This is a genomic window from Dongia sp. (genome assembly GCF_041918875.1).
GTDB lineage: Bacteria > Pseudomonadota > Alphaproteobacteria > Dongiales > Dongiaceae > Dongia.
Genome location: NZ_JAYRUV010000008.1, coordinates 81,132 through 103,887 on the forward strand (window position 1 = coordinate 81,132; position 22,756 = coordinate 103,887).

A 22,756-nucleotide genomic window follows, 5' to 3' on the forward strand; every position below is an offset into this window, starting at 1 on the left:
GACTACCCCTTTGAAATGATACCCATTGCCGGCCAACAACCCACACGCCAACCGCGCGAGCCCCCGATTCCGGCGAAACCTCTCAAAAATGGATAAAACCATAATAAGAGGTTAACCGCAAGGGTGGAGCTACTGGATCCAGCCTCTGGCTGGTCCCGCCAACCACTTGGCCGCAATGGGCATTTTCTTATCAGAACACTAAATGCTTGGCCTGTTGTACCTGAGCCAGATCCTGCACCTGGCGTAGCAAGGCGGGCGGAATGGGTCCATCGATTTCAACCAATGCGATTGCATCCTCGCCCGGTGCGGAGCGGCCGAGGGCGAAGGTGGCGATATTGATGCCATTATCGCCCAAGAGCGTGCCCAGTTTGCCGATGAAGCCCGGCTTGTCGTCGTTTGTAACGTAGAGCATGTGGGGTCCGAGCTCCGCATCGATCTTGATGCCCTTGATCTCCACCACACGCGGCCGTTGGTCGGCAAAAAGCGTGCCCGCGATCGAGCGCGACCAGCGTTCCGACTGGATCGTGAGCCGAATGAGGGTGTGGTAATCCCCTTCGCGATCGTGCTTGACCTCGGTGAGGTCGATGTTCCGCTCTTTGGCGACCAGCGGCGCGTTCACCATGTTGACGCTGTCGGAGAGCTGGGGCTTCAGCAGTCCCTGCAGGATGAGCGCCGTAAGCGGGCGCGTGTTCAGCGCAGCCACCTGGCCTTCATATTCGACAATCACCTTCATGATGCCGGTTTCGGTCGCCTGGCCCGCAAAGGCGCCGAGCTGGTCGGCGAGCTTCATATAGGGCTTGAGCCTGGGCGCCTCTTCGACCGTCACCGAAGGCATGTTGAGCGCGTTGGTGACGGCGCCATGCAGCAGAAAGTCCGACATCTGCTCTGCCACCTGGATAGCCACGTTGAGCTGCGCCTCGGTCGACGACGCGCCAAGATGGGGCGTGCAGACGACGTTGGGGTGCCCGAAAAGGATGTTTTCGGTCGCCGGTTCCGTAGGGAAGACGTCGAGCGCCGCTCCGGCTACCTGGCCGCTGTCCAGCGCTGCCTTGAGGTCTTCCTCAACGATCAGTCCGCCGCGGGCACAGTTGACGATGCGAACGCCGTGCTTGCACTTGGCCAGCGCCGCCTTGTCGATGATGTTACGGGTCTGATCGGTCAGTGGCGTATGCAGCGAGATGAAATCGGCACGAGCGAAGAGGGTGTCGAGATCCACCTTCTCGACGCCCAGATCTACCGCACGCTCGGGCGAGAGGAAGGGGTCATAGGCGATGACCTTCATCTTCAGTCCTTGCGCGCGGTCGGCAACGATCGAACCGATATTGCCGCAGCCCACCAAGCCAAGGGTCTTGGCGTAAAGCTCGACGCCGACGAAGCGGGACTTCTCCCATTTGCCGGCATGGGTGGAGGCATTGGCTTCGGGGATATGCCGAGCCAGTGCCATCATCATGGCGACCGAATGTTCGGCCGTGGTGATGTTGTTGCCGAACGGCGTGTTCATGACACAGATACCGCGTGCGGTCGCCGCCTTGATGTCGATATTGTCGACGCCAATGCCGGCGCGGCCGACGACCTTGAGATTCTTGGCCGCCGCCAGAACGTCGGCGGTTGCCTTGCTGGCCGAACGCAGGGCAAGACCGTCGAATGCGCCGATCATCTCGGCAAGTTCCTTGGGTTTCATGCCGGTCTTTTCGACAACCTCGATGCCCCGTTCCTTGAAGATCTGTACGGCGGCCGGCGACAATTCATCGGATATGAGAACTTTGGGCATGAGTTAGGCTTCCTTGGCGATCGGGGTCGCATTCTGTTTGACGGTGGCATAGGCCCAGTCGAGCCAGGGCAGCAGCGATTCCACGTCGCCGCGCTCGACGGTGGCGCCGCACCAGATGCGGAGGCCCGCCGGCGCGTCGCGATAGGCGCCTATGTCGAGGCCGACCGATTCCTTTTCGAGCAGGCTGACAATGTCCTTGGCGACCGTCTGCTGATCGTCCTTGTCCAGCGACGTGAACCAGGAATCCTTGATCTTCAGGCAGACGCTGGTGCATGAGCGCGTCGCCGGATCCTGCGCCAGGAAATCGGCCCAGTCGGATTTGGCGACCCAATCGGCAATGACTTTGGCATTGCCTTCGCTGCGCGCGATCAATCCTGTCAGTCCGCCGACCGATTCGGCCCAATGCAATGCATCGAGCTGGTCTTCGACGCACAGCATCGACGGTGTGTTGATCGTTTCACCCTTGAAGATACCCTCGATCAGCTTGCCGCCCTTGGCAAGGCGGAAGATCTTCGGCAAGGGCCAGGCCGGCTTGTAGGACTGCAGCCGTGCAACGGCGCGCGGCGACAGAGCCAGCATGCCGTGGCCGCCTTCGCCGCCCAGTACCTTCTGCCAGGACCACGTCACCACATCGAGTTTCGGCCAGGGGATATCCATGGCGAAGACAGCCGATGTCGCATCGCAGATGGCAAGGCCCGTGCGAGCATCGGAGATCCAGTCGGCATGCGGCACGCGGACGCCGGACGTGGTGCCATTCCAGGCAAAAACGATGTCGTCGGCCGGATCGATACCGGCGAGATCCGGCAATGCGCCATATGCGGCGCGACGAACGGTTGTCGGCAGATGAAGTTCATTGATGATGTCGCCGGCCCATTCCTCGCTGAAGCTTTCGAAAGCCAGCACGGTAATGGGTTGGGGTCCGAGCAACGACCACAAGGCCATCTCGACGGCACCGGTGTCCGACGCGGGCACGATGCCAAGACGGTAATCGGCCGGAATATCGAGGATGCGACGCGACCGCTCGATGACCGCGGCCAGCCGGTCCTTGCCAGCCTTCGAGCGGTGCGAACGTCCGAGAGTCGCCGTTTTCAGGTCTGAATTTTCGAGGAAGGCGGGGGTCCAGCCGGGACGCTTGGCGCAGGGACCGGATGAAAATAGCGGCCGAATCGGCCGCTGGAGCGGTCTAGTCATGGCGTTCCTTTCAGAACGAAGCACTCCGTTGGGGGAGCGTGGCCCGGGGTCGATATCGCCGATAGGGTAGGTGATGTCAAGCAGGGAATAGAAAGCGTCGCTTCTTGAACGGTTGGAAAGGAAGCCGGGGCGTGGCGTTTCGACCTTTGCCTTTGGCGTCGCGCTGAACTAGCTTCGGCCGCGATGGTTCCTTGAGTCCGGCAGCTTTGCTGATCGGGCTCGGGATTAATAGGGAACGCGGTGCAATACCGCGGCTGCCCCCGCAACTGTGAGCGGTGAGCTCTCTGCCGAAATCGCCACTGGAACGCCAAGCCGTTCCGGGAAGGCCGGTAGGAAGCGACGATCCGCGAGCCAGGAGACCTGCCATCGCCTGTTGTAACTCATGCGACCGGGCGGCGGGCCCGGCAGAGGTGGATGATGAATCTCGCTTCCGATATTTCCCTTGATGGCGCCAAACTAAATGCGTCGCTTGTCGCCCTCGACACCCAGGCGAACGAGCCGGTGCAACTGAAACTGCTGGCTTGGGTGATGGGCCTGCCCTCTGGCCTGGACCCGGCGCAGGCGGCACGGCTGGTGATCATGCACCAGCACAAGGACCAGCAGCACAGTATTTCGGCGGCACTCATGCGATTGGTCGAAATCGTCGCGCAATATCCGCAGGAGCGGTTGGCGCGCATGGCAAACCCAAAGCGGCGGGCACTGCATTGAAACGAAAACGGCGGCCGCTACGCATGCGGCCGCCGTCTTCAGCATGCCCGGGTAGTCTACTTCAGCTTCGCCGCGATCTTGGCGACATGTTCGCCCTGAAACCGCGCCATGCCGAGTTCCTGTTCCGAAGGCTGGCGGCTACCGTCGCCATTAGCGATCGTGCTGGCGCCATAAGGCGATCCGCCCTTGATTTCATCGACACCCATCTGCGCGGCGCAGGAGTAAGGCAGACCGACGATCACCATGCCATGGTGCAGCAGGGTCGCGTGGAAAGAGGTGATGGTGGTCTCCTGACCGCCATGCTGGGTTGCCGATGAGGTGAACACGCTGCCGACCTTGCCGACCAGGGCGCCCTTGGCCCAGAGGCCGCCGGTCTGGTCGAGGAAGTTGCGCATCTGCGACGCGGCGACGCCGAAGCGGGTCGGGGCACCAAAAATGATGGCGTCATATTCCGGCAGTTCGTCGACCTTGGCGATCGGCGCCTTCTGGTCGAGCTTGAAATGGCTGGCCTTGGCGATATCTTCCGGCACCAGTTCGGGCACGCGTTTTAGAGTGACATCTGCGCCAGCCTTACGAACACCCTCTGCGACGGCTTCCGCCATCTTCTCGATATGGCCGTAAGTCGAATAATAAAGAACGAGAACTTTGGTCATGAATGCCTCAGGCTGGTTGGGGAGGGGGAGTCTCGCGATCATGTTCCATCATGTTGGGCGCAATGAGGCTTGGCGACAATTAAGCGCCTTGTGATAAGATCGTTCACTTTTCGATAACAATCGGTCACGTCATGGATCAATTGGCAGCCATGCGAACATTCCGCCGCGTGGTGGAGCTGGGCAGTTTCACCGCTGCCGCGCGCGGCCTAAATCTCAGCAAGGCGGCGGTCTCCAAGCAGATCGGCGAGCTGGAAGCGCATCTGGGCGCCACCCTCATCCATCGTACGACGCGGCGGCTTTCGGTGACGGAAGCGGGGCACGCTTATTTCGAGCGATCGGTCCGCCTCCTCGATGAATTCGAGGCCGCCGAGGCCGAGGTCAGGCATCTACAGGCCGAGCCGACCGGCTCGCTGCGCCTCAGCGTACCCAACGCCTTCAGCCTGACGCAGCTGGCGGCCACAATCAATGAGCTGGCGACACGCTTTCCCAAGCTGCGCCTCAGCATCGAGGCAAGCGACCGCTTCATCGATCTGATCGAAGAGGGATTCGATGCGGCGATCCGCATCCGCACGGCACTGCCCGATTCAAGCCTGATCGCAAGACGGCTTTGCACCATCCCGCGCTATGTCTGCGCGGCACCGAAATATTTGAAGAAGCATGGGGAGCCGAAGCGCCCGGAAGACCTCAAGCAGCACAATTGCCTGATCTACACACAATCGCCGTCTCCATACGATTGGGCGTTCCGTACACCGCAGGGACGAAAACTCGTGCGTGTCTCCGGCTCGATCCAAAGCAATCACGGCATGCTGCTGATGGAACCCCTTCTGGCCGGACTGGGCATTGCCTTGTTGCCGATTTTTTCGATCGAACAACAGCTGGCCAAGGGGAAGGTGCTAAGACTGCTCAAGGATTACCCCACCGACGCCGTATCGCTTCATGTCGTCTATCCGCAGAATCGCCATCTGTCGCCCAAGGTTCGGGTCTTTGTCGATCTGATGGCCGAACATTTTGCCAAGCGCGAACCTTGGGCGGGAACGGACCTGTGACGGTGCGCTGGACGGATCGATGCCAAACTGCAAACCTTCAGTGCGCAGGCAGCCAATAGGATGACGATGAACAGGCTTGCCGGTTTGATCGTTCTGATCGGTGCAATTGCCGCCGGGGGACTTTTCTGGCTTTCCACCCCGCGTCACACGAACAGCGCAAGCCTGCCGGCGCACAGCGCCAATGCGGCGAACGGAGAGATTCTTTATCACATCGGCGGTTGCATCTCCTGCCATCGCCCGGCCAAGGAAAGCGGCGCGGACATGTCCTTGCCGTCAGGTGGAGCGGCACTGGTCACGCCGATCGGAACCCTTTATCCGCCGAACATCACGCCCGATGCCGCCACAGGAATCGGCGCCTGGAGCGACGCGGCCTTTGTCGATGCGGTTCAGCATGGCGTCGCCCCCGATGGTCAGCACCTCATCCCCGCCTTTCCCTACATCTCCTACGGCCATATGAAGGTTGAGGATGTAATCGACATCCGAGCTTATCTGATGACGCTTCCCGCGGTAGCTTCCACCCGCAAGGAAGATGACATTCCTTTTTCATGGCTGGTGCGCAGGGGAATTGGCCTGTGGAAGATTCTTGCCGTCCTGCCGCCGAAGGAAGCGGATCCGGCGCGGTCGCAAGGCTGGAACCGCGGAGCCTATCTGGTGAACGGTCCGGGACATTGCGCCGAATGCCACACACCCAGGAACGCATTCATGGCGATGGATCAGGCGCAGGCTTTTGCCGGCGGCCCGCACCCCGAAGGCCGTGGTGTCGTACCATCCTTGCGCGACCTGATCGGCCGCAAGAAATACAAGGATATCGAGGAACTGGCAGCAGCGCTCAAGGAAGGCGAAGAAGGTTTCTATAGCGACCTATCCAAGGGCGGCATGGCTGAGGTGCAGCTGAACATTGCCAAGTTGCCGGATGCCGATATCCACGCGATCGCCGAGTATCTGGGTAGCCTCAAATAGAAAACGGCAGCCCCGGGGAAGAGGCCGCCGTTTCCTCCGGACCTGGCGATCGGTTCAGTTTTTCTGTTCGCGATAGGCCTTGTGGCAGGAACCGCACGAACCGCCCACCTTTTCGAACTGCGCCCCGACCGTCGCAATGTCCCCGCCGCCGGCAGCGGAAGCCAGCATGGCGGCTTCATCCTGCAGCGCCTTGGCCTTGGTGGTGAAATCGTCCCAGTTCTGCCAGATATCGGTTTTTGCCTCATCGTCCGGCATATCGGAGCCCTGCGGGAACAGGCCGGGAATCTTGGCGGCGATTTCAGCAATTTTCTGCGCCGGGCCGGCAACATCGGCGGCGGGGCCGCCGGCGCTCACGATCTCTTTGATTGTCTTCATATTTTTGCCCATTTCCTTCATCGCCTCCTGGCGGGGGGTATCCGCCGCGACCTGCGTGATGGCGCTTCCAAGAGCAACGGCGAGCACCGCCGCGCCGACGAGCAGTTTCATGCGCATTTGGCTTTTTCCTCCGATATCAGAGTGTTGGCTATATGGAGGGGAGAGTATGCCGATTTGCCGCACCCTGACGAACTGGAATGGGGTAGGCTCACGAAGTTGTGAAGTTGCCGAAGTTTTTTGACTTGAAATGCTTAAATTGTCATCAAACCGTCATTTCTTATCCCCGGTTGGGCTGATTAGGATCGCGCCGGATGCGGTTGGGGACCATGACGAACCGGGAAATCGAACTGAAGCTGGTGTTACCCGAAGGTGGCGCCAAAATGAGGCCGGCTGCACTGCGCCGGTTGATCGGCGCGGCTAAGGCGGCAATTCACCACGATCTGGAAACCACTTACTTCGACACGCCGGACGAATGGCTGAAGCGGCATGGCATGGCGCTACGTGTCCGTCGCAATGGCAACCGCCGCATCCAGACGCTAAAGGCACCCGGAGAGACGGTAGACGGCCTGCAATCGTTTCTGGAAGTCGAATCCGAAATCAAGGGAACGCGCCCCACTTTGAGCGCCGTTACCGATGCAAAGCTGAGGAAACGGCTGGAGAAGGAAGGCATCGTCGAAAGGGTGCGGCCGGTCTTTACAACGCGTTTTGAGCGCGCATCATGGCTGATCGAGCGTGGCGGCAGCAAAATCGAGGTGGCGCTGGATCTCGGCGAGATCGGCGCCCGCGCTGCCCGGGTGCCGATCGCAGAGATCGAACTGGAGCTAAAAAGCGGGGAGCCGGCGGATCTGTTCATCTGCGCGGAACGCCTTGCCGAAGACGTTCCCGGACGGCTGGGCATAAGCACGAAGGCGGAGCGCGGTTACGCGCTCATCAACGGAACCCAGGCGATTCCGGTGCGGGCGGAACCGTTGCTGCTGTCGCGCAAAGGCAGCGCCGGAGACGCTTTCAGCGCGCTTGTACGCAACTGCCTGGTGCAATTGCGAGCGAACGAAGCTGCCATCGAGCAATCCGAAGACGCCGAGGCGATACATCAGTTCCGCGTTGCTATCCGGCGTTTCCGCGCCGGCATTGGCGCATTCCGGCAGTTGATCGACGATGGCGCACACGCGGTCATGTCGATCGATCTGCGCTGGCTGCAGCGTCAGTTCGGGCCAGCGCGCGATCTCGACGTGCTGCTTGCTGATACGCTGCTGCCGATGCAAGCCCGCCTGCAGGGACAGATGCCGATCGGTGCGCTGGTAGAGATTGCGGAATCGGCACGCCACGAAGCCAGGCGGCGGGCTCATCTTGCGCTTGAGAATCCTCGATATGCCGTGATGCTGTTGCAAATCTACCGTCAGTTACTGACGGACGGCTGGCGCGGGCGCAGCGACGGCGCGCAAGGCGCACTCGGCCTGCCAGTCCACGATTTTGCCGATATCTGGCTTGGCAAGGCGCATAAGAGATTGGTCAAGCTCGGCGGGGATCATGCCCAATTGTCGGAACCGGAACTGCATCGGCTGCGTTTGCTTGTAAAAAAAATGCGATATGGCGCGCAGGCTTTTGCCTCGCTCTATCGTGGCAAGCGGGTCGAAAAATACCTGCTGCACCTCGGTCACATCCAGGATCATCTCGGCTCGCTCAACGATGCGGTCGTCGGACGCCACTTGCTGGTCGAATTGATCGAGCGGTTGAGCAAGGAGAGAGGGCTTTCGGCCCAGGATACCAGTGCTCTGCATGGCGTGGTGCTGGGGTGGCAGTCGCACCGCATCGCCAGCGATCTGGCTGGGTTCCAATCGACCTGGAAAGCTTTCCGCGCGCAAAAGAAATTCTGGGGCGAGGATTAGGGGTTCGGCAGATCCTTGGGCGCCATGAAGGCGCGCAAGCTCCCCTGTTCGCCATCGAGTTCGCTCCAGGAAGAAATATCGAAATCGATTACAGCCACGGCACCGGTAGGGAATTTCTCCTGCATGCGCGACAGGCTCTTGGCGTCACCCTGGCCGGCCAGCCAGTGGGCGAGGCTGCCGATTCCCGGATTGTGGCCGATGATCATCAACACATTGACGTCAGGCTCCTTGACCTTCGCAATCAGCGCCAGAATTTCCCTCGGCAAGGCCATGTAGAGCCCATCCTTCATCTGGACGGGAACGGCGTCCGGCAGGAAGGGGCGCGTCAGTCTCAAGGTCTCGCCGGCGCGTTTGGCGGTCGAACAAAGCACCATGTCCGGCTTGATCCTATGGCTGCGCAGCCACTTGCCAATGGAGGGTGTCGCAGCACGCCCGCGGTCGGATAATGGGCGGTCGTGGTCGGATATATCGCCGGCATCCCAAGCGGATTTTGCGTGGCGCATGAGGATCAGTGTCTTCATTCTGTCATCAAATTGAAGTAATTGATTTATAAGGAATACCCACCACCATGCGAGTGTTCTATACTTTATGGGACATGGCCATCTTTCGCCAGCAGCGGTTTTGCCTGCTAGCGAGATGGGGGGTGGAGTTTGAACGGACAAGTATAGGAAGCTGCCCGTGGACGATGCACAATTGGTTGAATCGAAATACCAGCCGGATGCCTTGAACCGCTTCATCAACCGTGAGCTTTCCTGGCTTGCCTTCAACGAGCGCGTGCTGCAGGAAGCCGGGAACAAGACGCATCCGCTCCTGGAGCGCGTGCGTTTCGTCTCCATCTCGGCGAACAACCTCGACGAATTCTACATGGTTCGCGTCGCCGGCCTGCGCGGGCAGGAGCGGGCGAATGTCAATGTCATCTCGGCCGATGGCCTGACGGCCACACAGCAGCTGGCCGCCATCAACCAGCGTTCCGGCGAGCTGATGCGTGCGCAGCAGACTCATTGGCGGTCCTTGCGCGAGGAATTGCGCGAGAACGGCATCGCCGTGATCGAGCCATCCGAAGTGACGGGCGCCGAAATGGAATGGCTCGACGGCCATTTCATGGACCAGATATTTCCGGTGCTGACGCCGATGGCCGTGGACCCGGCGCATCCGTTCCCCTTCATCCCAAACCTCGGTTTCTCGGTGGTGCTGGAATTGCGCCAGCAAAGCGACGGCAAACCGATGCGGGCGCTGATCATGCTGCCCAATCTGCTGCCGCGTTTCGTGCGCCTGCCTGGCCGCGACCCCTATAACGCCCGGTTCCTGACCTTGGAATCGGTCGTGGGTCTCTATCTCGATCGGCTGTTTCCTGGCTTCGAGGTCATCAGCAAGGGCTATTTCCGCCTGATCCGCGACAGCGAAATCGAAGTATTGGAAGAGGCCGAAGATCTGGTCAGGCATTACGAGACGGCATTGAAGCGCCGCCGCCGCGGCATGGTGATCCGCCTCAAAGTGAATGCCGAAATGCCCGAGGATCTGCTGTCCTTCGTTATCGACGAGCTCGATGTCGATCGTGAGGACGTCTTCGTCCTGGATGGATTGATCGGCCTTGCCGCCACGTCGCAGCTCATCATCGGCGACCGGCCCGATCTCAAGTTCCAGACGTTCAATCCACGCTTTCCGGAACGGATCCGCGAGATGGGCGGCGACTGCTTTGCCGCTATCCGCACCAAGGACATCGTCGTTCACCATCCCTATGAGAGCTTCGACGTCGTCGTGCAGTTTATTCTGCAGGCGGCGCGCGATCCCAACGTCGTCGCCATCAAGCAGACGCTGTATCGCACCAGCGACGACAGCCCCATTGTCAAAGCGCTGATCGAGGCGGCGGAAGCTGGAAAATCGGTGACGGCGCTGGTCGAACTCAAAGCGCGCTTCGACGAGGCGGCCAATATCCGCTGGGCGCGGGATCTGGAACGAGCCGGTGTTCAGGTTGTCTATGGATTCGTAGCCCTGAAGACACATGCCAAAGTATCGATGGTCATGCGCCGCGAAGGTGGCGGGCTCAAGACCTACGTGCATTTCGGCACCGGCAACTATCACCCGATCACGGCAAAGATATATACGGACCTCAGCTATTTCACCAGCGATCCGGGGCTCTGCCATGACGGAGCGCGGCTCTTCAACTACATGACCGGCTATGCGCGGCCGCAATCGACCGAGAAGATCGCTTTTGCACCGAGCACGCTGCGTACGACGATCCTGAAACTGATCGACGACGAGATCGAGCATGTGAAAGCGGGGCGGGCGGGCGCGGTCTGGGTGAAGCTTAACTCGCTGGTCGATAGCGGACTTATTGATGCACTCTACCGGGCCAGCCAAGCCGGCGTGAAAATCATGCTCATTATCCGCGGCATCTGCTGCCTGCGGCCCGGCGTCAAAGGGTTATCGGAGAATATTCGCGTAAAAAGCATCATCGGCCGCTTCCTGGAACATTCGCGCATCATCTGCTTCGGCAACGGCCACGCGCTGCCGTCTCGCCATGCCAAGCTATTTATCTCTTCGGCCGACTGGATGCCGCGCAATATGGACCGCCGCCTGGAAATCATGGTGCCGATCGAAAACCCGACCGTGCATCAACAAGTCCTCGACCAGATCATGATGGCAAATCTCAAGGACAATCTGCAAAGTTGGGAGCTGGATTCGGATGGTGTCTATCACCGGCTGGAGCCGGCGGAAGGGGTTGTCGGCTTCAGCGCCCACACTTACTTCATGACCAACCCGAGCCTGTCCGGCCGCGGATCTGCCTTGAAGAAGCAGAAGAAGATTTCGAAACTGGATTTGCCGAAGGCTTAAGACGTGACCGCATCTCTCCGCAAGGCCGCTGCTACCGCCCGGGCGACCAAGTCCGGGCGTGTCGCAGTGATCGATATCGGCTCGAACTCCTTGCGCCTGGTCGTCTTCGACAAACGCTCCCGTTGCCCGGTGCCGGTATTCAACGAGAAGGCGCAGCCTGGCCTGGGCAAGGGCCTGGAGCGTCACGGCCTGCTCAATCCGGATGGGACGCAGGCGGCGCTCGTCAATATCCGCCGGTTCGTCAACATGGCGGAAGCGATGGGTGTGGACAGCATTGCCTTGCTGGCGACCGCCGCCGTGCGCGACGCCAAGGACGGGAAGGCCTTTGCGACTCAGATCGAGAAGCAGACCGGGCGCAAGGTGCAGATCGTCACCGGTGAGGACGAAGCGAAGCTGTCGGCAATGGGCGTTCTGTCGGGCATTCCGGACGCCGACGGCTTGATGGGCGATCTGGGTGGCGGCAGTCTGGAATTGGTGCGCCTGCAAGCCGGCGAAATCCGCGAGCATGTGACGCTTCCGCTCGGCCCGTTGCGCCTGGTGGAAGCGACCAATGGCAATCTCGACGACGCGCAGCGTCTGATCGACCGGCAGCTGGAGAAATTGCCTTGGCTCTCGGAAGTGAAAGGCAAGATTCTCTATCCCGTCGGCGGTACCTGGCGCTCGCTGGCCCGCATTCACATGGAACAGACGCATTATCCACTTCATGTCATTCATGAATATCGGATGACGCGGCGCCAGAGCGAGGAACTGGCCAATGTCCTGGCGCATCTGGGGAAGAAGTCGCTGACGAATATTGTCGGCATGTCGCGGCGGCGTTTGGAGACGCTGCCGCTCGGCGCGCTCGTCCTGGAGCGCCTGATCAAGGCGGTAAAGCCGGAGTGCGTTCTTTATTCCGCTTACGGACTGCGCGAGGGTTATCTGTTCAGCACGCTCGATACCGCCGCCCAGCAAGGCGACCCGCTGCTCGTCGGCTGTGCGGAAATGGGCGGCGCCGACGGACGCTTCGGTTCGGTCAGCGACTTGCTCGACGATTGGCTGGCACCCTTGTTCCGATCCGAGGGAAAAGCGAGGGCACGCTTGCGCGAGGCCGCGTGTTTGCTTTCAGACATCGCCTGGCGCGAGCATCCGGATTACCGGGCCGAGCATGCCTTCCTGCGCGTCCTGCGCCTGCCGGTGGCCGGCATTGCACACCCTGAACGGGTCGTGCTGGCGCTCATTATTGCCGCGCGCTATGGCGGCAGCCAGGATGCACCCTATGCGCAAAGTCTGGCGGGCTTGCTTGAAGACGGCGACAGGTCCTTTGCCGCACGGGCTGGTGCGGCCCTGCGCCTGGCATATGCGCTGAGCGCCGGCACCGAACACATGCTGGGCCTGACATCGATCGAGAAACGCAACGATCGGCTCGAACTGCATCTACCAAAGGACGGCGGCGCGCTGTTTGGCGAGGCGATACAGCGACGCCTGGACGCTGTCGGGCGCGCCTTCGGAATGCCGGTGGCGATCGTCTAGCGGGGATGCGCTAGGCGATCTGATCGATCAGCGGTCTGCCGGCGAAGAAGGCGTCGAGATTGTCGAGCGCCTTGAAGCCCATGGCATTGCGCGTCTCGATCGTGGCGCTGCCAAGATGAGGCAGCAGGAACACGTTCGAGAGGTCACGATAGGCCGGGTTGAGGTTGGGTTCGTTCTCGAACACGTCGAGGCCGGCGGCAAAAAGCTTGCCGGACTTCAATGCCGCGATGAGGGCCGTGTCATCGACCAGCCCACCCCGAGCCGTGTTCACGACGATGGCGCCGTCCGGCATCAGGCCAACCCGCTCGGCATTGAGCCAGTGCTGCGTCTCGGGACCACCCGGTGCATTGATCGATAGAAAGTCGCAATGCGGCAGCATCTCCTCGGCGGTCTTGTGATAGATGGCGCCTTGTTCCAGCTCCGGTGCCAGGCGGCTGCGGTTGTAATAGTGAATCGTCATGTCGAAGGCGCGGGCGCGCTTGGCGACCGCCTGGCCGATGCGACCCATGCCGAAGATGCCGAGGCGCTTGCCGGTCGCATGAACACCCAGCATGTAGACCGTCGACCACGATTTCCAAGTGCCGTCGCGCACGGCGCGCTCGCCTTCATAGGCGCGGCGGGCGGCACCCAGCATCAGGAGGAGGGCGATGTCGGCGGTCGCATCGGTGAGGACATCCGGCGTGTTCGAGGCTTTGATGCCCCGGGCTTTGAGCGCCGGAACGTTGATATGTTCGAAGCCGACGGAGAAGGTGGCGATCATCTTGACCGATACGGGCAACTTTTCCGCCAGTTCCGGCGTGATCTTGTCGACCGGCGTCACCAGCAAGGCGTCCTTGCCCTGGGCACGGGTCAGCAACTCGTCGGCCGACATGACATGGTCATCGAGGTTGAGTTCGGCTTCGTAGTGGGCCGAGACGCGCTTGGTGACGTCGTCGGGCAGGCGGCGGGTGACAAGCAATTTCGGCCGGGCGGTCATCGAACTTCCCCTAAAAGACTTGGACCGCGCCCGGCGGTTCCGGGGCGATCGATTGTGCCGTCTATCATGCAAAGTGGCGGCGTGCCATACTTGCCCAGAACGGCTGCAACTGCCTTGTGAACGACAAGAAAGGGCGATGTTTTTGTCGATTTGGCGCAATTTCCTCGGGTCGGCCGCCTTTCTGGCAACGGTGCTTGCAGCCGGGGCGCCGGCCTGGGGCGACCTGCTGCCTCACCGCGTGGTCTATATCCTCGACCTGGGCAATAGCGGGACGCTGAGCGGCGGAAACGGGCTGATGACTTTCGAGATCAAGGACGTATGCGACGGTTGGGCGATGGACCTCAAGGCCGAGATCGCGCTGGCCGGCGAGGATGGAGAGCTTCATCGGCTGGGCTGGAGTCAGGTCAGCTGGGAGTCAAAGGACGGCAAGCGCTATCGCTATTTCACGCGGGATATGTCGGATAGTCGCGAAACGTCGCGCCGCCGCGGCGAGGCCCGGCGCGACATGCCGGACGGTGCCGTGGAAGTGGTGGCCGACCTGCCCGAACAAGCAGAGTTCACGCTACCCACGGGGACCTTGTTTCCCGTGCAGCATACCTTGGCGCTGATCAGCGGAGATGCTGCCGGCGAAAGCTACGTTCTGGCCAACCTGTTTGACGGGTCTATCGGCAATGAGGCGGTCGAGGTGGGTGCTGCCTTGGGGCCAGGTGATCTGAATTGGATGCCAAAGACAAAGGAGCTGCCCGCATTGAAAGGCGTGCGCTCGTTCCCGGCCGCCCTGGCCTTTTATATGAGCGGATCGCCGGAAGGAGTGCCGGATACTGAACAGAGCATGCGCCTCTACAGTAACGGTGTCGTGGGCAGCCTGACCTTTTCCTTGGGGGATCTGAAGGTCCACGCCACGATTGACGAGCTGACGCCGCTACAGCCGGAGGGCTGCTGAGGGTTACTTCAATGACTTCAGGCTGCGACCCTTGACGATGGCATCCTTGCCGAGCTTGGCGCGCACGCTGTCCATCGCCTCTTCGACCCGCCGCCGGCGATCCGCATCCGGATCTGCAAGATCGATCGGATCGGCATCCTCGGCGCCGAGGAGCGAATCCACGCCGATACCGATAAGCCGATACCAATCGCCGGCCGTTTCCTTCTGCAGCAGGTTCAAGCCGGCGCGATAGAGAGTTTCCGCCAGTTGCGAAGGAGCCGGCAAACGCAATTGCCGGGTGACCAGCCGAAATCCCGCGGTCTTGAGCTTCAGGTGGACCACCTGACCCGCGATGCCGGCCGCTTTCAGGCGATAGGCGACTTTTTCACATAGCGGCCAAAGCTCCGCCGCCAGGATATCGACATCGGATATATCGGTATCGAAGGTGGTTTCGGCGGAGATGCTTTTGGCGGCGCTGTCCGGTTCGACCCGCCGGTTGTCGAGGCCGCGGGAGAGGTGCCAGATATGCGAGCCCATCTGCCCGTATTGGCGCATCAGATTCTCTTGGGCCATCTCCTGTATCTGGGCCATCGTGACGATGCCGTCCTTGGCCAACTGCTCGCGCATGACCTTGCCTACTCCCCAGATCATGCCGACCGGTTTGCTGGCGAGGAAAGCCAAGGTCTCGGCCTTGCCGATGACCGAGAAACCGCGCGGCTTATCGAGGTCGGACGCAAGTTTGGCGAGGAACTTGTTGTGGCTGAGGCCCACGGAAACGGTGACGCCGATTTCCGCTTCGACCCGCTTGGCAAGACGGTTGAGGGATTGCGCCGGGCTCATTTTATGAAGTGTCGCAGTGCCGGTGAGATCAAGAAATGCCTCGTCGATGGAGATCGGCTCAACCAACGGTGTTAGCGCATTCATCAGCTTGCGGATTTCTTCGGCGACGCGCCGGTATTTGGTCATATCCGGTGGCAGAACGACGGCATCGGGGCACAGTTTCCGAGCCGTGAACATCGGCATGGCGGATCGGACACCGCTCAGCCGCGCGATATAGCAAGCTGTCGAAACGACACCGCGGTGGCCGCCTCCGACGATCAATGGCTGGTCGCGTAGTTCCGGTCGGTCGCGCTTTTCCACGGCGGCATAGAAAGCGTCACAATCGACATGGCCGATGTTCAGGCTGTCGAGTTCGGAATGGTTGATGACCCGTGGCGAATGACAGTGCGGGCAGCGCCGCGATGCCCCTTTCGGACCCGTTACGTCCGGGGTTTTCCCGCCTTGAAGGCCGGGATCGGGCAAAATTGCTTCACATTCGCGACAAAGGCCAGCCACGATAGGCTCCAAATCAGCCGCCGTTAATATTAACGGCGATCGGATTCACCTTGGAATTTTCGTCGAACATTTACTAATATGGCATTGAAAACTCGGTGGGAATAGGGTCGAGTGACATTTATGCCGATCCTATGGAGTCGGTGTGTGGGGGTGCCGGTGTCTGGGCCGGTGGGAGGATTTATGGCAGACCAGCTTTCGTCCGAAGAAAAGCGCAAGAAGGCAGCGTCGAAGACGATTCTGATCGTCGAAGACAACGAATTGAATATGAAGCTTTTCCACGACCTCATTCAGGCGCAGGGCTATAACATCCTGCAGACCAAGGATGGAATGGACGCGCTTAAGCTGGCCCGCCAGCACAAGCCGGACCTGATCCTGATGGACATTCAGCTGCCGGAAGTTTCCGGACTCGAAGTGACCAAATGGATCAAGGAAGATGACAATCTGCGTGCGATCCCGATCATAGCCGTCACCGCGTTCGCCATGAAGGGCGATGAAGAGAAGATACGCGAGGGTGGCTGCGAGGCGTACATCGCCAAGCCGATTTCCGTCGTCCAGTTCCTGGAAACCGTCGACCGCTTCCTGCAATAGCCTGCGGCAGGCCTAGTAAATGTCTGCTCGTATTCTTGTCGTCGATGACATACCGGCGAACGTTCGCCTGCTTGAGGCAAAGCTGGCGGCCGAGTATTTCGAGGTTGTCAGCGCTGCCAGCGGCAAGGAAGCGCTGGAGCTCATAGACAAGCAGATTCCCGACATCGTCCTGCTCGACGTGATGATGCCGGAAATGGACGGGTTTGAGGTCTGCGCCCGCATCCGCGCCAATCCGAAGACCCATTTCCTGCCCGTCGTCATGGTGACGGCGCTGAGCGATCCCAGCGACCGCGTTCGCGGGTTGGAGGCCGGCGCCGACGATTTTCTGACCAAGCCTGTCAACGACCTGGCGCTGTTCGCCCGGGTGCGTTCTCTGGTTCGCCTGAAGATGATCATGGACGAGTGGCGGATGCGCGAGCAGACCTCCGGCCAGTTCGACCTGCTGGGATCCAACGAACCGGAAGTGAACGATGACCGCAACGCTGCGGTGCTACTGGTCGAGAGCTTTGCTCCCGCGGCGCAGCGTGTCGTTCAGGTGCTGGCGAAGGACAATGATACTGTCGAGGTTACCGACAACCTCGCCAAGGCTCAGGAGCTGGCCGCGCAAAAGCGTTACGACCTGATCATTACGAATATTCAGGTGGGCGGCGAAGACGGGTTGCGGCTTTGTTCGCATCTGCGTTCGCAGGAGGAAACGCGGCAGGTACCGATTCTGCTCATCGTCGAAGAATTCGATATGCCGCGCCTGATCAAGGGGCTCGATATCGGCGCCAGCGACTATCTGATGAAGCCGATCGATCCCAATGAATTACTGGCACGTGTGCGCATTCAGGTGCGGCGGCGGCGCTATCAGGATCGCTTGCGGGCAAATTATGAGCGCAGCCTGTCGCTGGCACTCACGGACAGTCTGACCGGCCTCTACAATCGACGCTATGCGATGCGCCATCTCGATGGCCTCATGGACCGGGTCAAGGACAGTGGCAAGGCGTTGAGCGTGCTGGTCTGCGATCTGGACCGCTTCAAGAACGTGAATGACTCCTATGGACATGCCGCTGGCGACGAAGTGCTGAAGCAGTTCGCCCAGCGTGCCACGGCGGCGATGCGTAATTTCGACATGGTGGCCCGGACCGGTGGCGAGGAGTTCGTCTGCCTGCTACCCGATACCGACGGACAGGCGGCCCTCAAGGTCGCCGAACGATTGTGCAAGCGCGTCGCGGATACGGCGATGAAAGTCGAAGGCGCGCCAAATGATGAGTTAATGGTGACTGTCTCGATCGGGTTGGCGGCGACGACCAAGGTCATGCCCGGCGAAGAACTGCTGAAGATCGCCGATGCCGCCCTCTATAGGGCCAAGCAGAGCGGCCGCAACCAGGTCATGGCCGATCCCAGCGCACTGCTTTAGGCGGCTTCCGCCCCGTAATAGAGCGTCACCACGTGGCGCGCTTCCGCAAAGAAAAGCCAGCGTTCCGCGAGCGTCCCCAACGCATTGCCGAGCACAGCCAAACATGACAGCGGCAAGCTTACCGCCGGCAGCAGCAGGGCTAGGATGAGGGCGGCAAGCGGCACCACGATGGCGCCGAGCCAGACGAGGCGGCGCAGCTTCAGCGCGTGCTTGCGCGCTACTTTGAAGCCCATTTCCTTCAGCAGGTAGTTTTCCTCGGTATGCGGCGCCGAGAACAGGCGCACCTTTCCGTATTTGCCGAGGCCGGTGGCCGATCCGGCCGTTGCCGTTCCGATGTCGGTGTCCACGAAACGCCAATAGCCATATTTGACGATCGCGGCCGCGATCAGGGTGGAGATAGAGATGCCGGATACAATGAATCTATCCAGACCGAAGAGGTTGGTGAGGAGCGCCAGCCACAAGCTGCCACTGGCAAGACCCATGGCAAGATAGGCTGGCAATGTCCAACCGTTGCTCCAGCGGCGCACCGTTTTCAGGCTGGCATAGATCATGGCCGTGGCGCAGATGGTCGCAAGAGCGGCGATGAGCAAAGTAAGAGCGGGCATCCACCAGATCTGCTGCCAGATCACCCAGCCCAGCGCGGTAAGCCCGGCTGGTACATAGGTGAAGACGGCCAGCATGCCTTCGCGCGACAGCCAGGACGACCGCCACTGCGAAAAGGCCCGCCAGGCACGCTCCGGCCGCCCGAGATGGTAGGTCGAAGAAAGTAGACCGGCGGTCACGGCAATGAGGCCGATAAGGAATCCCGTCAATCCGAACCAGCGTTCCGAGGGCAACACGCCGAACACACCGAGCAAGCTCATCAGGAGCATGAGACCGTATCCGGCCCCCGACGCGCTGGTGAAGAATATGACTGAATAGGCGGGATACATGCAGCCTCAGCGCGTCAGCATTCGGTCGACCCAGCGCAGGAAGGGATGCGCGGCAAGTTCAATGTTGTCGGCCGCGGATGCAACAGCCTTGTCCTGCGCGCAGCCGCCAACTTTTCGCGGCCGTGGCGGCAGATACTTGTTGGTTGGGCGATAGCCCATTTCCGGCATCAGGTCATAGCCGCCGCGGTCGGCGACCAGCTGCGAGACACTGGAATTGGGGTCGCCGAGGTCCCCGAAATGCCGGGCGCCGACCGGGCAGGTCGAAACGCAGGCCGGCACGCGCTCCTCGATATCGAGCGTCTCGTTGTAGATACGATCGACACAGAGCGTGCATTTTTTCATTACACCGACATCTTCGTCGAATTCGCGCGCGCCATAGGGGCAAGCCCAGGAGCAGAGCTTGCAACCGATGCATATGTCTTCGTTGATCAGCACGATACCGTCAGCTGCGCGCTTGAACGAAGCGCCGGTTGGGCAAACCGTAACGCAATCTGGCTTTTCGCAGTGCAGGCAGGATTTCGGGAAATGTACCGTGCGGCCATCGGCGCCTTCGCCGGCTTCGAACGTATGTATTCGGTTGAACCACACGCCGCTGGGCTTTTCGCCGAACGCATCGAAATCGGTAAGGGGTGCCATATGACCGCCGGCATTCCATTCCTTGCAGTTCACTGCGCAGGCGTGGCAACCGACACAGATGTCGAGATCGATGACAAGACCGAGGCGCCGCGTGCTCGGTTCGGCGGGCAAGGCTGTCATTCGGCGGCGCCCTTCTTCATGCCGGCACCATAGCGAACGGTTGGCTCCGGTGCAGGACCGCGTTGCGGCTGCGACGTAAAGCTCGGTTCCGTCGCGCCCGCTTCACCCGGGGTACATTTGCGCAGCCGGATTTTCAGGTCGAACCAGGCCGCCTGACCCGTGACCGGATCGGAATTGGTGTAGCGATATCCGTCGGCGCGAGGCGGCAGAAGCTCGCTGATGACATGGTTCAACAGGAAGCCGGATTTTGCTTCCGGCGCCTGGGGCGTCAAGTTCCAGGCCCCTTTGCGCTTGCCGATCGCATTCCAGGTCCAAACCGTGCCGGCATGCACGCCGTCCATCAGCTTGACCTCGGCCTTGACGCGGCCATGGGCACTCTCGATCCAGACCCAATCGCCGTCGACGAGGCCCATTTCGGCCGCCGTCTCGTGGTGAACGAAGAGCGGATTGCGCGCCTGCAATTGCCGCAGCCACACATTATGCGTGCCCCATGAGTGATACATGTGCATCGGGCGCTGAGTCAGCGCATGCAGCGGATAGCCGTCCGCCGGCTCGGCCTCGCCAAAAGGCGGATACCAGACAGGCAGCGGATCGGCGAAAGCCGCCAGCCGCTGGCGGTCGGCATCGTTGGGCGGTTGCTTCGGTCCGAAGCCTTCGCCAGCCAGCTGGAAGCGGCGCAGTGGTTCGGAATAGAGCTGCAGCACCATCGGATCCGGACTGTCGATGAGGCCGTGCGCCGTCGCCCATTGCAGGTAGCCTAGATTGCCGTAGCGATGGAAGCGCGCCGCCTCCGGAATTTCCATCTCATGGAAACAGCCATTGGCGATATAGCGCTGGATCTGGTCCGGATTGGGTTTGCCGCGGCCATGGTCGGAACCGTCGCCGCGAAAGCCGCTCAACATGCCGATGCCGGGCTTGCGCTCATGCTTGAGGATGTAATCGTGCAGACCGCCGGGATAGAGCGCGCCGCCGTCTTCAGCAACCATACCGGGAAGCCTGAGGCGCGTGCCCAGTTCCAGCAGCACGTCCTGGAAGGCGCGGACATCGCGATCGGGTTTCAATACCGGCTGCCGGATGGCATCGCCAGCAGCATCGGCGTGGCTGATCGGCCGGTCGAGCAAAGAGATGCAATCCCAGCGCTCCAAATAGGTGGTGTCGGGCAGGATCAAATCGGCGAACGCCACCGTCTCCGAGTAATAAGCGTCGCTGTAGATGACATAGGGGATCTTGTATTCGCCGGTCTTCGGATCCTTGTCTTTGAGCATGTCCATCGTCCCCGCCGTATTCATCGACGAGTTCCAGGCCATATTCGCCATGTAGAGAAAGAGGGTGTCGATCGGGTAGGGATCGCCCTTCCAGGCGTTGTGGATCACCATGTGCATCAAGCCGTGGAGGGCCAGGGGCGCCTCCCAGGAATAGGCCTTGTCGATGCGTTGCGGCCTCCCATGCGCGTCGACCAGCAGGTCCTTTGGCCCTTGCGGAAAGCCGAGCGGCATGCCGGCCAGGGGCTGATCCGGCCCCACCATCGGCGACGGTGTCGGCCCCGATCCGGGGACGCGCGGGAAAGGCGGCTTGTAGCGCCAGCCACCCGGGCAATCGACGCTGCCGAGCAGCATCTGCAACACATGGATGGCGCGGCAGGTCTGGAAACCATTGGAATGCGCCGAGACGCCCCGCATGGCGTGCATGGAGACCGGGCGACCGATAAAGCTCTCATGCTGGCGGCCGGCCCAGTCGATCCAGGACGTCTTGATCTCGATCGTCTGCTCGAACGCAACCTCCGCCAATTCCGCGGCGATGCGTCGGATCGTCTCGGCCGGAATGCCGATCCGCGGCGCCGCTTTGTCCGGCGCATATTCGGCGTCGAGATAGCGCGACACGAGAAGATCCAGAACCGTCCTAGCCGGGCGGCCATCGGGCAGGTTGATCGGCCCCATCAGATGCGGACGCACGCCGGGACGCAGAGCATCGACAAAGTGCCCGGTCTGGCGATCAAGGCAAAGCGGGTCGCCTTCCTGGTTGCGATAGACCAAGCCATGCTCTTCCGTCCCTGGTGCGTTGACGAGAAGCCAGGGCGCGTTCGTATAGCGGACGAGGAAATCGAGGTCGATCTTGTCTCGGCGCAGTAACTCGTGAATGAGCGACAGGACGAAGAGGCCATCGGTGCCGGGTTTGATGCCGACCCATTCGTCGGCAATGGCCGAGTAGCCAGTGCGGATCGGATTGACCGAGACGAATTTGGCGCGGTTGTCGGCCGGGCGGCCCTTTAGCTGGCCAAGGCCGATCTTGATCGGATTGCTGTCATGGTCTTCGGCCACGCCGAACATAAGGAAATATTTGGTCCGCTCCCAATCCGGCTCACCGAACTCCCAGAAGGCGCCGCCCAGCGAGTAAAGACCGGCAGCGGCCATGTTGACCGAGCAGAAGCCGCCATGCGCGGCAAAATTGGGCGTGCCGAACTTGGATGCCCACCAGCCGGTCAGTGCCTGGCTCTGGTCGCGGCCCGTGAAGAAGGCGAGACGCTTCGGATCGGCGGCACGAATGTTCTTCAGGCGCTCAGTGGCAAGCGCCAGCGCTTCGTCCCATTCGATCTCGACGAATTCGCCGGCACCGCGCTCGCCGATGCGCTTCAAGGGCTTGGTAAGCCGCGCCGGCGAATACTGCGTCATGATCCCCGCCGACCCCTTGGCGCAAAGGACGCCTTTGTTCACCGGGTGATCGCGGTTGCCTTCGATATAGCGGATCTGGCCGTTTTTCAGGTGCACCTTGATGCCGCAACGGCACGCGCACATGTAGCAGGTCGTTGTCTTGACCTCGTCGTCGGCTGGAATCGAATAGTCGATTTGCTGCTCGCCCGGCCGGTCGGCCGGAGCAGCAATCTTCTCTGCCAGAAAGCGCGGCTTGGTCATGT

At 61.0% G+C, this 22,756-nt stretch carries 19 protein-coding genes and 1 riboswitch; of the genes, 9 read left to right on the forward strand and 10 right to left on the reverse strand.

What is annotated here, in order from left to right; translation table 11 throughout:
• Positions 1-190 precede the first annotated feature (190 nt).
• Together serA and ACE3TY_RS10235 are read right to left on the reverse strand one after the other, a co-directional pair.
• The gene (gene serA, locus ACE3TY_RS10230) at positions 191-1,771 is read right to left on the reverse strand and encodes a phosphoglycerate dehydrogenase (protein WP_374652927.1); all 1,581 of its coding nucleotides are present in this window, start codon (positions 1,769-1,771) and stop codon (positions 191-193) included.
• A gap of 3 nt (positions 1,772-1,774) precedes the next feature.
• Positions 1,775-2,962: a phosphoserine transaminase gene (locus tag ACE3TY_RS10235; RefSeq protein WP_374652928.1), complete on the reverse strand. Its 1,188-nt coding sequence runs from the start codon at positions 2,960-2,962 to the stop codon at positions 1,775-1,777.
• 167 nt (positions 2,963-3,129) lie between these two features.
• Positions 3,130-3,345: riboswitch (cobalamin riboswitch) on the forward strand.
• A gap of 31 nt (positions 3,346-3,376) precedes the next feature.
• Between ACE3TY_RS10235 and ACE3TY_RS10240 the strand changes: the two genes are divergently transcribed.
• Entirely contained in the window at positions 3,377-3,670 is a 294-nt protein-coding gene (locus ACE3TY_RS10240; RefSeq protein WP_374652929.1) for a hypothetical protein, read from the forward strand.
• A gap of 56 nt (positions 3,671-3,726) precedes the next feature.
• Here ACE3TY_RS10240 and wrbA read toward each other — a convergent pair whose 3' ends face one another.
• A complete protein-coding gene (wrbA, locus tag ACE3TY_RS10245; protein WP_374652930.1) occupies positions 3,727-4,323 on the reverse strand; it encodes an NAD(P)H:quinone oxidoreductase in 597 nt (198 codons plus the stop codon).
• A 149-nt stretch (positions 4,324-4,472) separates the two neighbouring features.
• Here wrbA and ACE3TY_RS10250 point away from each other — a divergent pair, with 149 nt between their 5' ends.
• The gene (locus ACE3TY_RS10250; RefSeq protein ID WP_374652931.1) at positions 4,473-5,369 is read left to right on the forward strand and encodes a LysR family transcriptional regulator; all 897 of its coding nucleotides are present in this window, start codon (positions 4,473-4,475) and stop codon (positions 5,367-5,369) included.
• A gap of 60 nt (positions 5,370-5,429) precedes the next feature.
• Positions 5,430-6,329: a cytochrome c gene (locus ACE3TY_RS10255; RefSeq protein WP_374652932.1), complete on the forward strand. Its 900-nt coding sequence runs from the start codon at positions 5,430-5,432 to the stop codon at positions 6,327-6,329.
• Positions 6,330-6,383: 54 nt separating this feature from the next.
• Here the strand turns inward: ACE3TY_RS10255 and ACE3TY_RS10260 are convergent, their stop codons facing one another.
• Entirely contained in the window at positions 6,384-6,821 is a 438-nt protein-coding gene (locus ACE3TY_RS10260) for a cytochrome c (RefSeq protein WP_374652933.1), read from the reverse strand.
• Positions 6,822-7,015: 194 nt separating this feature from the next.
• Between ACE3TY_RS10260 and ACE3TY_RS10265 the strand changes: the two genes are divergently transcribed.
• Complete coding sequence (locus ACE3TY_RS10265) at positions 7,016-8,590, forward strand: CHAD domain-containing protein (protein ID WP_374652934.1); 1,575 nt, start codon at positions 7,016-7,018, stop codon at positions 8,588-8,590.
• On the opposite strand, the gene ACE3TY_RS10270 is transcribed toward ACE3TY_RS10265, so the two are convergent.
• Entirely contained in the window at positions 8,587-9,111 is a 525-nt protein-coding gene (locus ACE3TY_RS10270) for a histidine phosphatase family protein (RefSeq protein ID WP_374652935.1), read from the reverse strand. The genes ACE3TY_RS10265 and ACE3TY_RS10270 overlap by 4 nt on opposite strands.
• Positions 9,112-9,268: 157 nt before the next feature.
• On the opposite strand from ACE3TY_RS10270, the gene ACE3TY_RS10275 reads away from it, so the two are divergent.
• Together ACE3TY_RS10275 and ACE3TY_RS10280 are read left to right on the forward strand one after the other, a co-directional pair.
• Positions 9,269-11,425 (forward strand): RNA degradosome polyphosphate kinase, encoded by a 2,157-nt coding sequence (locus tag ACE3TY_RS10275; RefSeq protein ID WP_374652936.1) that lies wholly within the window; start codon positions 9,269-9,271, stop codon positions 11,423-11,425.
• A 3-nt stretch (positions 11,426-11,428) separates the two neighbouring features.
• Entirely contained in the window at positions 11,429-12,934 is a 1,506-nt protein-coding gene (locus ACE3TY_RS10280; RefSeq protein ID WP_374652937.1) for a Ppx/GppA family phosphatase, read from the forward strand.
• A 10-nt stretch (positions 12,935-12,944) separates the two neighbouring features.
• Here the strand turns inward: ACE3TY_RS10280 and ACE3TY_RS10285 are convergent, their stop codons facing one another.
• Positions 12,945-13,910 (reverse strand): 2-hydroxyacid dehydrogenase, encoded by a 966-nt coding sequence (locus ACE3TY_RS10285; protein ID WP_374652938.1) that lies wholly within the window; start codon positions 13,908-13,910, stop codon positions 12,945-12,947.
• Between the two features lie 136 nt (positions 13,911-14,046).
• Between ACE3TY_RS10285 and ACE3TY_RS10290 the strand changes: the two genes are divergently transcribed.
• Entirely contained in the window at positions 14,047-14,853 is an 807-nt protein-coding gene (locus ACE3TY_RS10290; RefSeq protein WP_374652939.1) for an EipB family protein, read from the forward strand.
• Positions 14,854-14,856: 3 nt separating this feature from the next.
• Here the strand turns inward: ACE3TY_RS10290 and ACE3TY_RS10295 are convergent, their stop codons facing one another.
• Complete coding sequence (locus ACE3TY_RS10295; protein WP_374652940.1) at positions 14,857-16,134, reverse strand: DNA polymerase IV; 1,278 nt, start codon at positions 16,132-16,134, stop codon at positions 14,857-14,859.
• A 213-nt stretch (positions 16,135-16,347) separates the two neighbouring features.
• On the opposite strand from ACE3TY_RS10295, the gene ACE3TY_RS10300 reads away from it, so the two are divergent.
• Together ACE3TY_RS10300 and ACE3TY_RS10305 are read left to right on the forward strand one after the other, a co-directional pair.
• Positions 16,348-16,755, forward strand: coding sequence for a response regulator (locus ACE3TY_RS10300; protein WP_374652941.1), 408 nt, complete (start codon positions 16,348-16,350; stop codon positions 16,753-16,755).
• A 19-nt stretch (positions 16,756-16,774) separates the two neighbouring features.
• The gene (locus ACE3TY_RS10305; protein ID WP_374652942.1) at positions 16,775-18,157 is read left to right on the forward strand and encodes a PleD family two-component system response regulator; all 1,383 of its coding nucleotides are present in this window, start codon (positions 16,775-16,777) and stop codon (positions 18,155-18,157) included.
• Here ACE3TY_RS10305 and ACE3TY_RS10310 read toward each other — a convergent pair.
• Genes ACE3TY_RS10310 through ACE3TY_RS10320 form a run of 3 tightly spaced genes read right to left on the reverse strand, consistent with a single transcriptional unit; the run spans position 18,154 to position 22,754 of the window.
• On the reverse strand, positions 18,154-19,089 hold the full coding sequence (locus ACE3TY_RS10310; protein WP_374652943.1) for a dimethyl sulfoxide reductase anchor subunit family protein: 936 nt from the start codon (positions 19,087-19,089) through the stop codon (positions 18,154-18,156). The genes ACE3TY_RS10305 and ACE3TY_RS10310 overlap by 4 nt on opposite strands.
• A 6-nt stretch (positions 19,090-19,095) precedes the next feature.
• Entirely contained in the window at positions 19,096-19,845 is a 750-nt protein-coding gene (locus ACE3TY_RS10315) for a 4Fe-4S dicluster domain-containing protein (RefSeq protein ID WP_374652944.1), read from the reverse strand.
• Positions 19,842-22,754, reverse strand: coding sequence for a molybdopterin oxidoreductase family protein (locus tag ACE3TY_RS10320; protein WP_374652945.1), 2,913 nt, complete (start codon positions 22,752-22,754; stop codon positions 19,842-19,844). Before ACE3TY_RS10320 ends, ACE3TY_RS10315 begins: the two co-directional genes overlap by 4 nt.
• Positions 22,755-22,756: the final 2 nt, after the last annotated feature.

What these genes read in the sequence shown, in the direction of transcription:
- ACE3TY_RS10235 (WP_374652928.1), bottom strand. Translation starts at nt 2,962, where the DNA reads ATGACTAGACCGCTCCAGCGGCCGATTCGGCCGCTATTTTCATCCGGT.
- ACE3TY_RS10310 (WP_374652943.1), bottom strand. Translation starts at nt 19,089, where the DNA reads ATGTATCCCGCCTATTCAGTCATATTCTTCACCAGCGCGTCGGGGGCC.
- serA (WP_374652927.1), bottom strand. Translation starts at nt 1,771, where the DNA reads ATGCCCAAAGTTCTCATATCCGATGAATTGTCGCCGGCCGCCGTACAG.
- ACE3TY_RS10305 (WP_374652942.1), top strand. Translation starts at nt 16,775, where the DNA reads ATGTCTGCTCGTATTCTTGTCGTCGATGACATACCGGCGAACGTTCGC.
- ACE3TY_RS10260 (WP_374652933.1), bottom strand. Translation starts at nt 6,821, where the DNA reads ATGCGCATGAAACTGCTCGTCGGCGCGGCGGTGCTCGCCGTTGCTCTT.
- ACE3TY_RS10290 (WP_374652939.1), top strand. Translation starts at nt 14,047, where the DNA reads ATGTTTTTGTCGATTTGGCGCAATTTCCTCGGGTCGGCCGCCTTTCTG.
- ACE3TY_RS10270 (WP_374652935.1), bottom strand. Translation starts at nt 9,111, where the DNA reads ATGAAGACACTGATCCTCATGCGCCACGCAAAATCCGCTTGGGATGCC.
- ACE3TY_RS10250 (WP_374652931.1), top strand. Translation starts at nt 4,473, where the DNA reads ATGCGAACATTCCGCCGCGTGGTGGAGCTGGGCAGTTTCACCGCTGCC.
- ACE3TY_RS10265 (WP_374652934.1), top strand. Translation starts at nt 7,016, where the DNA reads ATGCGGTTGGGGACCATGACGAACCGGGAAATCGAACTGAAGCTGGTG.
- ACE3TY_RS10320 (WP_374652945.1), bottom strand. Translation starts at nt 22,754, where the DNA reads ATGACCAAGCCGCGCTTTCTGGCAGAGAAGATTGCTGCTCCGGCCGAC.
- wrbA (WP_374652930.1), bottom strand. Translation starts at nt 4,323, where the DNA reads ATGACCAAAGTTCTCGTTCTTTATTATTCGACTTACGGCCATATCGAG.
- ACE3TY_RS10285 (WP_374652938.1), bottom strand. Translation starts at nt 13,910, where the DNA reads ATGACCGCCCGGCCGAAATTGCTTGTCACCCGCCGCCTGCCCGACGAC.
- ACE3TY_RS10300 (WP_374652941.1), top strand. Translation starts at nt 16,348, where the DNA reads ATGGCAGACCAGCTTTCGTCCGAAGAAAAGCGCAAGAAGGCAGCGTCG.
- ACE3TY_RS10240 (WP_374652929.1), top strand. Translation starts at nt 3,377, where the DNA reads ATGATGAATCTCGCTTCCGATATTTCCCTTGATGGCGCCAAACTAAAT.
- ACE3TY_RS10255 (WP_374652932.1), top strand. Translation starts at nt 5,430, where the DNA reads ATGACGATGAACAGGCTTGCCGGTTTGATCGTTCTGATCGGTGCAATT.
- ACE3TY_RS10315 (WP_374652944.1), bottom strand. Translation starts at nt 19,845, where the DNA reads ATGACAGCCTTGCCCGCCGAACCGAGCACGCGGCGCCTCGGTCTTGTC.